Below are 9,400 nucleotides of genomic sequence, written 5' to 3' on the forward strand. Positions count from 1 at the left end.
GGCCCCTCCGCGCCGGGCGGGGAGCCGCGCAGCGCCGCGAGCCGCCGCCTGCGCTCCCGGATCCTGAAGGGGATCCGGGTGCCCGCCCTCGGTGGTTTCCGGCTGCTCAGCCGAGATCGGGCCGCACGTTGAAATCGCCGTCCTCGACGAGCGCCCTCTCCAGCCCCAGCGGCTCCGCGAGCGCGTGGTACCCGGCGACGCGCGTGGGGCCGACCGGTACGAAGTAGGACTTGAGTACGCGCAGCAGCAGCCGGAAGCCGAGATCCGGATCGGCCTCGGCGACGACCCGCCGCAGCGCCGGCACCACGCCGGGCACCGCGGCGTAGGAGTGCCCGGCCGTGGCCGACTCCAGATCCTGGGCCACCGAGGCGATCTCGCCCAGCACCGCTTCCGCCAGCCCGCGAGCGGGTGGCGGATCCAGCGGGACGGGTGCCTCGCCGATGTTCCAGGTGATGCGGTACTCGGCGATCTCCTCGATCCAGGTGAGCCACTGGCGTCCCTCGATCCCGCACGCTTCGAGATCGAAGTCCCGGAACGTCCCCGCCTGCCACAGCGCGGACAGCTCCGGGCCGGACAGGTCCGAAGCCAGCAGCCGCTTGGTGTCATCCAGCAGCTGATGGGCGAACGCACCGTCCTCGCGCTCCGCGAACCACCCGACGTGGGCCAGAGCGATGGACATCCTGTTCGTCCGGGGGTAGTGGAACGTTTTCATCAAGCCGCTGAGCCCGATGTCCGAACCGAGTCGGCGTGGAACCTGCTTCACCAGTGCGTCCTTTACTTCGGGTAGGTCGTGTACACGACGTACCCGTCCTGATGTTTGCCGTCGACCTTCTTCTTCACCTGTTTGATCTGGGTGATCACCGTGTTCCCTACCGGCGTCGAAACGACGGTGGGATTGCCTTGGGCATCCGGCGGGCCGGGACCGCCAGGTGCTGGCGGAGTTCCGTGACCGGCTGATCCGAGCGGATGCCGGTCGCCGGGTGCTGGACGGGGATCCTGGCCGTCCCGTGAAAAAGGGCTCCTGAAGACCGCCGGGCGGGCCCCGGGGCCTGGCCAAGACCAGCCTCCAGCACCAGCTGACCAGCGCCGCCGTCAGCCTGACCCGCTTCAACGCCCGCCTCACCCGGCAACGCCGAGCACCCACCCGCATCAGCCCTGCGCAGCACTCCGCCCCGCCGGATCAGATCCAGCGGGGCGGAATGAGCCAACAGCGTCCCCTGGGGGCGGGCCACAGGGAATGACTGCTATTCCGGCGGGCCGATGTAGTTCTTCAGGCCGGGGACGGTGAGCGTGCCGCCGAACTGGCCGGCCTGGACGACCTTGACGTGCGTGAAGAACGCGAACGGGACGTTCAGGGGCGGCGGGCTGTTCGGGGAGAACTCGATCGGGATGATCCCGAACAGGTTGCCCTTGAGGCTCTCGGTGTACATCGTCACCTCGCCGCCGCGGATCTTCGAGGTGGAGCCCGGGCGGGACTTCAGGTGGGCGACGTTCCCGTTCTTGCCGACCGTCTGGTACAGGTCCTTGATGTCCAGCGAGTCCGCGGTGAACTTCAGGACCTTCTTGGTCTTCCCGCTCGCGGTCTTCACCTCGACGATGCCCTTGTAGTCCAGGCCGTAGAGGGTCAGCAGCGAGCTGTCGAGGTACCAGGGCTCGTCCGGCAGGAGCGGGATGCCCGGCTCCAGCTCGGCGTCGGCCAGCGCCTTGGCGTCGTACGTCGGGCACGGGAACGGCTGCTTGCCGCTGGGGTCCTTGGACTCCTCGGGCTTCGCGCCGTCCTCGGCCTTGTCGTCGCCGGGCTTCTTGCCGGTCTCGTCCTTGGGCGTGACCGCCGTGTCCTTGACGTCCTGGGGCAGCTCGGAGACGTCGACGCCGGCCTTCTTCGCGGCCTCGCGGATCGCATCGGCCTTGGGGTCCGGGGCAGGCGTGGACGGGGCCTTGGTCGGCGCCGTGGCCGTGGCCGAGGGCGTCGGGGTGGCCGACGGGGTGCCCTGGAGCGGCCTGCCGAGCGAGTCGAGGAGTCCCTTGACCTTGTCGCCGACGCCCAGCGGGTCCAGCGGGTTCGGGGCCTTGGACGCGGTCGGGGCGGGGGCGGCCGGGGTCGCGGACGCCGCCTTGTCCGGCTGCTTGGCGGCGGCCGAGCTGCTCGCCGACGGCTTGGGGGCCGGGGCGGTGGCGCCGGGCTTGGGCGTCGCGGAGGCGCCGGGCGAGGGGCTGGCGCCGGGCGAGGGAGAGGACGAGGGCGACGTCGAGGGGCTCGGGGAGGCCGACTCCGCGGGAGCGTCGGACCGTGTCACGCACGGGCCGGGCGCGAAGGGGATCTCCTGGTCGTCGGCCATGGCCAGCTTGGGGGCCATGCCCATCCCGACGAACACCGCGGTCGGCATGGCCGCCAGCGCCATCGTCTTGCCGACGGGTATCTGGATCTTGTTCAGCAGCGACTTCCGGGGCGCGGCGTGCCGCGGACCCCTTCTTTCACGGGACTCTGCGCTCGGGGCCGCGCCCCGCTGCGTCTCGTCACCCCGCACTGTTCCTCCCGCCGTCGGCGTGGGCAGTCTTCTCGCTCGCGTAGGCCGTCTCCGTGTCGCGGGGGGCCGGGACGCCGGGGGCGCCGCCCGCCATCGCCTCGGTCCTGACCGCGCCGCCGGCCGCCGCGGCCGTCTCGTCCACCGGGGCGCCGGGAGCCCACGCCAGTGCGAGGGCGCCGCCGACCATGGAGAGGGTGAAGCCCATGAAGAAGCCGCCGAGGTTGGACACCGGCAGGGACACCAGGGCCAGCAGGATGGCGGCGACGCCGGCGAAGGTGCGGATGGCCTGCTGGAACCACAGGGCCAGGCCCAGCGTGATGAGCAGGATGCCGATGATCAGCGAGCCGGAGCCGGCCGTCGTGGCCATGGCGAGGGTGAGGTTGCCGAGGCGCAGGTCCGCGTACGGGAAGTACGCGATCGGGACACCACCGAGGAGCGTGAACAGCCCGGCCCAGAACGGACGGCGACCGCTCCAGGCGTGGAAGCGGTAGTACAGCACGGTGAGCCAAGCGTCGTCTGCGGCGCGTTCGTAAACCGGGGCCTGGGGGTTCATGGACAACAGCTCCCTGGAAACGGTGGTACGGAGAACTCTGTGGAGCCCGGACGGGCGGACGACCGCGGCTGCTGCCGCCGCCGGCCGCCCTGACCGGTCACACTCCGGGACGGATTACTTCTCGTCCTGGTAGCAGGGCTGGTCGCCGCCCATGAGGCGCAGCTTCAGGTCGGGCAGCTTGAAGGTGCCCGCCGTCGTCGCCCACGCCTTCTGGCGCACGTTCGTCAGCACGGCCTTGTCGGCGCGCTGCGAGAACGCGTACGGGCTCGCGACCGTGCCGGCCTGCGGCTTGGTCTTGTGGCTCGCGTCGCCCACGGCGACACCGATGTCGAGGTTCTTGAACTCGGCGTCGGTGTCGAGCTCCGCGACATCCAGGTAGATGTTGTCGGCGACGGCCGGCTTGCCCTTGTGGCCCGTGCGCAGCTGGAGCGTGATGTTGCCCAGCGGGGTCGGGGTGACCAGCGACTGGCACATGTTGGTGATCTCGGCGTGGCTGAACCCGGAGATGGTGACCGGGTGGTGCGCCGCGTTGCCCTTGAGGTCGTGACCCTCGGCGATACCGCCGTACTGGATGAGGTTGTCACCGTCGAGCTTGTCGGCCGTGACCTTGAAGTCCTGACCCGAGACGCTGAAGGACGCCGCGAGGGCACCCTGCGCCAGACCCACACCGACCGCGGCGGTGGCCGCGATGCTCGGCACCATGACGAGCGCGAAGCGCTTCCATCTGGTCCCGCCACGAACCTGAGAACTCATTTCGTTCCTCCTTCTCGGACGTACATCTCCGGTCCGGGCAGAGCCCGTCCTGGGATGGGAGAAGTGCTACGTCCTCGGGAAGGAGAGCGCAGGCGGCCGTGCCGCGGCCGGGCCGCGTCCGATACACCGGCGTTCACCCCCGAGCGACAACCACTGGGTCACGCGTTCGCGCAACCAGGAGGACAGGCTCCGCCGGTGTGGCGAAGACCCCCCTGTCCCACGGCCGGTGCCACGGGCCCCGGCCGGCCCGGTGGGGACCCTCCACCGCGGCTCCGTGCGAGCGGCTCTGCGGGAAGGACCGAGCGTCGCCGATCGTGGTCCATTCCCGGCCGGGGCACAAGGGGGTTCGTTACTGGCGGGTAACGGCAAGATAACCGCAGCTCGACCCGCCGCCGTCGGGCAGCAACACAGGGTGTCACCCAAGGCCACGACAGAGCGGGGTGAATCCGTACACCCCGGACAGATCACGGGGTTCCACTTACTGCGAGTAACAGCGGCCGCAATTGCCAAGTTTTGGCAAAGTGCGGCCGCTGTTTATCTACGTGTCAACAAATCGCCGGTGCCCGGAGCGGGTGCCGGAGGGGCCGCTAGAACAGCACCCGGGCGAGGGCCGTGCGCGCCGCCGCCACCCGCGGGTCCTCGGGCCCGATGACCTCGAACAGCTCCAGCAGTCGCAGCCGTACGGCGTCGCGGTCGGCGCCCGCGGTCACCCGGACGGTGTCCACCAGGCGCCCGAAGGCGTCCTCCACGTGGCCGCCGACCAGGTCGAGGTCCGCGGCCGCGATCTGGGCCTGCGGGTCCTTGGGGTTCTCGGCCGCGGCGGTGCGCACCGCCTGCGGGTCCATGTCCCGCACCCGGGCGAGGAGCTGCGCCTGGGCCAGGCCCAGCTTCGCCTCCGTGTTCGCCGGGTCGTCCGCGAGGACGTTCTTGTACGCCTGCACCGCGCCGCCCAGGTCACCGGCGTCGAGCGCGGAGACGGCCGCCTCCAGCAGCGCGTCGTGCGGGCCGGCCGGGGGCTCGGCGGCGGCCGCACCGGCGGCGCCGCCCTCGGCGTTCGGGTCGACCTGGACGCCGATGATCCCGAAGCGCTCCTCGGCGACCTGGACCAGCTGGGCGAGGGTGGCGCGGATCTCCTGCTCGGGGGCCACGCCCTGGAACAGCGGGAGCACCTGGCCGGCGACCACCGCGAAGACGGCCGGGATGCCCTGGATGCCGAACTGCTGCATCAGCATCTGGTTGGCGTCGACGTCGACCTTGGCCATGACGAGGCGGCCGTTCGCCTCCGTGACCAGCCGCTCCAGCAGCGGGCTCAGCTGCTTGCACGGCTGGCACCACTCGGCCCAGAAGTCCAGGACGACCGGGACCTCGGAGGAGAGCTGGAGGACATCGCGCTCGAAGCCGGCCTCGTCGACGTCGATGACGAGCGCCGACGGCGGCACCGCACCGGCGGGGGCGGGTGCGCCGCCGCCGCGGGCGGCCTGCCGGGCCGCCTCGGCACGTGCCTGCTCGGCCTTCGCCTTGGCCTCGGCGGCCGCCTTCACCGCGGCGAGGTCGACGACGCCGCTCATGGACATGTTTCTGGGCTGCATGCGTACATCCTCCCCCGTGTGCGCGCGCCGACGAAAAAGATCGGCCGAATTGCGTTCTTGCCGCAGGCCGGTCCGGTCACTGGTGCTGCTGTGCGGTTGTGCTGCCGTGGCGCCTCGGCGCCCGTGGTGCTGGGTGGCGCCGGGTCCCCACCTGGCGCCGGTAGCTCTTCGCGTGGTTGCCGCTCTTACGCTACGAGCCGTAGCGTAACTCGCCGCGGCGTCCGGCGCCCCCTCGCCTCCCGTGATCTGAAGCACACACCCGAGGGGCCCGACGGTTCCGCTACCGGCGGGTATGGTTCTGCGCCATGCACAACCCCAGCCCCCCGGCCGGCCGCACGGGCCGCCCCCGCAATGCCGCCGCGGACGCCGCGATCCTCGCCGCGACCCGGGACGCGCTGGTCGAGCTGGGCTGGTCGAAGCTGACGATGGGCGACGTCTCGGCCCGGGCCGGCGTCGCGAAGACCACCCTCTACCGCCGCTGGGCGGGCAAGAACGAGCTGGTCGTGGATGCGGTCGCGGAGCTCTTCGACTGCCTCGAACTGCCCGACCGCGGCTCCCTCGAAGCCGACATCGAGGACGTGGTGCTCCAGTTCGCGGCGCTGCTGCGGCGGCCGGAGGCCCGTACCGCCCTGATGGCGGTCGTCGCCGAGTCCACCCGGGACGAGGCCCTGCGCGACCGGATCCGCTCGGCGATCGTGGACCGGCAGAAACGTCTCGTCGTTCTGGGGCGCGAGCGGGCGCAGGCCCGCGGGGAGCTCCCGTACGAGGAGGACGAGTGCCTCGCGGCCCGCACCACGGACCTGATCTTCGACGTGATCGCGGGCACCGTGGTGCACCGGGCCCTGGTCAGCTCGGAGCCGGTGGACGAGCTGTGGGTGGCCACCTTCACGGCCCTGCTGATGCACGGGCTGCGCGGCTCCGAAGGAGCCTGAGCCGAGCCCGTACCGAAGGGCCCGTACGGAAGGGCCCGTACGGAAAGGCCCGTACGGAACGGGGCCGGCCGCACCCGCCGTGTGGCGGCGGCTGCGACCGGCCCGCGAGGAACCGCTCCGTCGTCCGGCTGCCCGGACGGACCCCGGGCCCTAGAAGCCCGGCGGCTCGGTGTACGTGCCCCACTCGTCGCGCAGGGCGTTGCAGATCTCGCCGAGCGTGGCCTCGGCGCGCACCGCGTCCAGCATCGCCGGGATCATGTTCGACCCGTCGCGGGCGGCGTCCAGCATGGCCTTGAGCGCGGCCGACACCTTCGCGTCGTCCCGGCGCTCCTTGCGGGCGGCGAGCACCCGCACCTGCTCGCGCTCCACCTCGTGGCTGACGCGGAGGATCTCCAGGTCGCCGGTGACCGAGCCGTGGTGGACGTTGACGCCGACGACCCGCTTGTCGCCCTTCTCCAGCGCGCGCTGGTAGACGAAGGCCGACTCGGCGATCTCCCCGGTGAACCAGCCGTCCTCGATGCCGCGCAGGATGCCGGAGGTGATCGGACCGATCGGGTGCTGCCCGTCCGGGTGGGCGCGCAGGCCGCGCTCCTTGATCTGGTCGAAGATCTTCTCGGCGTCGGCCTCGATGCGGTCGGTGAGCTGCTCCACGTACCAGGAACCGCCCAGCGGGTCGGCCACGTTGGCCACGCCCGTCTCCTCCATCAGCACCTGCTGGGTGCGCAGGGCGATCTCGGCCGCCTGCTCGCTCGGCAGAGCGAGGGTCTCGTCGAGGGCGTTGGTGTGGAGGGAGTTGGTGCCGCCGAGGACGGCCGCGAGGGCCTCGACGGCGGTGCGCACGACGTTGTTGTACGGCTGCTGCGCCGTCAGGGAGACGCCGGCGGTCTGCGTGTGGAAGCGCAGCCACATCGACTTCTCGTTCTTCGCGCCGTACACCTCCTTCATCCAGCGCGCCCAGATCCGGCGGGCGGCGCGGAACTTGGCGATCTCCTCGAAGAAGTCGAGGTGGGCGTCGAAGAAGAAGGACAGGCCGGGCGCGAAGGTGTCGACGTCCATGCCGCGCGAGAGGCCGAGCTCCACGTAGCCGAAGCCGTCGGCGAGGGTGTACGCGAGCTCCTGCGCGGCCGTCGCCCCGGCCTCGCGGATGTGGTAGCCGGAGACGGACAGCGGCTTGTAGGCGGGGATGCCCTTGGCGCAGTACTCCATCAGGTCGCCGATGAGGCGCAGGTGCGGCTCGGGTTCGAAGAGCCACTCCTTCTGGGCGATGTACTCCTTGAAGATGTCCGTCTGCAGGGTGCCGTTGAGGACGCCCGGGTCGACGCCCTGGCGCTCGGCGGCGACCAGGTACATGCAGAAGGCGGGCACGGCCGGGCCCGAGATCGTCATCGAGGTCGTCACGTCGCCGAGCGGGATGTCCTTGAAGAGGACCTCCATGTCGGCGGCGGAGTCGATGGCGACGCCGCAGTGTCCGACCTCGCCGAGGGAGCGGGGGTCGTCGGAGTCGCGGCCCATGAGGGTGGGCATGTCGAAGGCGACCGAGAGCCCGCCGCCGCCGGCGGCCAGGATCATCTTGTAGCGCTCGTTGGTCTGCTCGGCGTTGCCGAAGCCGGCGAACTGGCGGATGGTCCAGGTCCGCCCGCGGTAGCCGGTGGCGTGCAGGCCGCGCGTGTACGGGTACTCACCCGGCCAGCCGATGCGCTCGAAGCCCTCGTACGAGTCGCCGGGCCGCGGGCCGTAGACCGGATCGACGGCATCGCCGGAGAGCGTGGTGAAGTCGGCCTCGCGCTTGCGGGCCTTGTCGTAACGGGCCTGCCAGCGGCGGCGGCCCTCCTCGATGGCGTCAGCGTCCATGCTTCGAATTTACTAGGACGTCCTAGTAAATGTCGATGGGAAACCCCGGGGAGATCCCCGGGGTTCCACCCGCGCTCGAGGGGCGGCGGGCCTTCGGGATCAGGCCCGGGCGGTGGCCAGACCGTCCACGACCAGCGGCTCGACCTCGGCGCGGACCTGGCGCTCGACGAAGAAGGCAGCCAGCGGGATGGTGCCGGAGAGCATCACCCACAGCATCCGGCCGAAGGACCACTTGGCCTTGGAGCTCAGGTCGAAGGCGAAGACCAGGTAGACCATGAAGAGCACGCCGTGGACCTGGGAGACCACGAGGGTCAGGTCGGCGCCGGTGTCGAACCCGTACTTGGCCACCATGCAGGTGCACAGGACCAGCAGCATCACGGCAGTCGCAAAGGCCATCACCCGGTAGCGGGTCAGCACGCTTTTCTTCATGGCACCGAGACTAGCCGTCCGTTTTGCTCGATCTTGACGGGGGCGGGTGCGCGCGGGTGTGAGCCCGGCTACTGCCGGGCCACCGAGCGGGTACTACTCCTCGAAGTCGGCGGCGGCCACCCGCAGCGGGCGCAGCAGCGCGAAGATCTCCTGGCACTCCTCGGCGTCGTACGCGCCCAGGCCGAAGTCCATCGCCATCAGGTCCTTCGTCGCCGCCTCGACGACCTCGCGGCCCTTGTCGGTGATGGAGGCGAGCGTGCCGCGGCCGTCGTTCGGGTTGGGGCGCTTGGCCACCAGCCCGGACTTCACCAGCCGGTCCACCGTGTTCGTCACCGAGGTGGGGTGGACCATCAGCCGCTCGCCGATCTTCGACATCGGCAGCTCGCCGGCCTTGGAGAAGGTCAGCAGCACCAGCGCCTCGTACCGGGCGAAGGTGAGCCCGTACGGCTTGACCACGGCGTCGACCTCGCCGAGCAGGATCTGGTGCGCCCGCATGATCGAGGTGATGGCGGCCATCGAGGGCACCGGCCCCCAGCGCCGCTGCCAGAGCTCGTCGGCGCGGGCGATGGGGTCGAAGGGAAGGCTGAGCGGCTTGGACACGCCTCCGACCCTACCGGGCGGTCATTTCCACATGTGCCCCGTCTCACTCCTCGGTCCCGAGACCGGGCCGTGGGGAGTGTTCGGTCGAGCTGCCTCCGGTGGTGCCCGCATGACCACACCCACCCTGAACGAGCCCGCCGTACGCACCATCGACCAGCTCATCGA

General features: G+C 70.9%; 9 protein-coding genes. 1 reads left to right on the top strand and 8 read right to left on the bottom strand.

Translation table 11 applies throughout. The features are described 5' to 3' along the window. Positions 1-106 precede the first annotated feature (106 nt). From ABZ924_RS37115 to ABZ924_RS37135, 5 genes are all read right to left on the bottom strand, one after another. Positions 107-679 carry a hypothetical protein gene (locus ABZ924_RS37115; protein ID WP_361919906.1) on the bottom strand — a complete coding sequence of 191 codons (573 nt, stop codon included), beginning with the start codon at positions 677-679 and terminating at the stop codon, positions 107-109. A gap of 565 nt (positions 680-1,244) precedes the next feature. Next, on the bottom strand, positions 1,245-2,528 hold the full coding sequence (locus ABZ924_RS37120; RefSeq protein WP_361919908.1) for a hypothetical protein: 1,284 nt from the start codon (positions 2,526-2,528) through the stop codon (positions 1,245-1,247). Then, on the bottom strand, positions 2,518-3,081 hold the full coding sequence (locus tag ABZ924_RS37125; protein WP_361919910.1) for a DUF6114 domain-containing protein: 564 nt from the start codon (positions 3,079-3,081) through the stop codon (positions 2,518-2,520). The genes ABZ924_RS37120 and ABZ924_RS37125 overlap by 11 nt, the downstream gene beginning before the upstream one ends. A 114-nt stretch (positions 3,082-3,195) precedes the next feature. Next, on the bottom strand, positions 3,196-3,834 hold the full coding sequence (locus tag ABZ924_RS37130) for a DUF6230 family protein (protein ID WP_361919911.1): 639 nt from the start codon (positions 3,832-3,834) through the stop codon (positions 3,196-3,198). Between the two features lie 587 nt (positions 3,835-4,421). Then, entirely contained in the window at positions 4,422-5,423 is a 1,002-nt protein-coding gene (locus tag ABZ924_RS37135; protein ID WP_361919913.1) for a tetratricopeptide repeat protein, read from the bottom strand. Positions 5,424-5,728: 305 nt separating this feature from the next. Between ABZ924_RS37135 and ABZ924_RS37140 the strand changes: the two genes are divergently transcribed. Next, positions 5,729-6,355 carry a TetR/AcrR family transcriptional regulator gene (locus ABZ924_RS37140; RefSeq protein WP_361919915.1) on the top strand — a complete coding sequence of 209 codons (627 nt, stop codon included), beginning with the start codon at positions 5,729-5,731 and terminating at the stop codon, positions 6,353-6,355. Between the two features lie 150 nt (positions 6,356-6,505). On the opposite strand, the gene ABZ924_RS37145 is transcribed toward ABZ924_RS37140, so the two are convergent. From ABZ924_RS37145 to ABZ924_RS37155, 3 genes are all read right to left on the bottom strand, one after another. Next, positions 6,506-8,206: a methylmalonyl-CoA mutase family protein gene (locus ABZ924_RS37145; RefSeq protein WP_361919917.1), complete on the bottom strand. Its 1,701-nt coding sequence runs from the start codon at positions 8,204-8,206 to the stop codon at positions 6,506-6,508. Between the two features lie 99 nt (positions 8,207-8,305). Then, a complete protein-coding gene (locus tag ABZ924_RS37150) occupies positions 8,306-8,635 on the bottom strand; it encodes a DUF3817 domain-containing protein (protein WP_361919919.1) in 330 nt (109 codons plus the stop codon). 93 nt (positions 8,636-8,728) lie between these two features. Beyond that, positions 8,729-9,235, bottom strand: coding sequence for a MarR family transcriptional regulator (locus ABZ924_RS37155; protein ID WP_361919921.1), 507 nt, complete (start codon positions 9,233-9,235; stop codon positions 8,729-8,731). Between the last annotated feature and the right edge of the window lie 165 nt (positions 9,236-9,400).

Source organism: Streptomyces sp. NPDC046876 (assembly GCF_040645035.1).
In the GTDB taxonomy this organism is placed as follows: domain Bacteria; phylum Actinomycetota; class Actinomycetes; order Streptomycetales; family Streptomycetaceae; genus Streptomyces.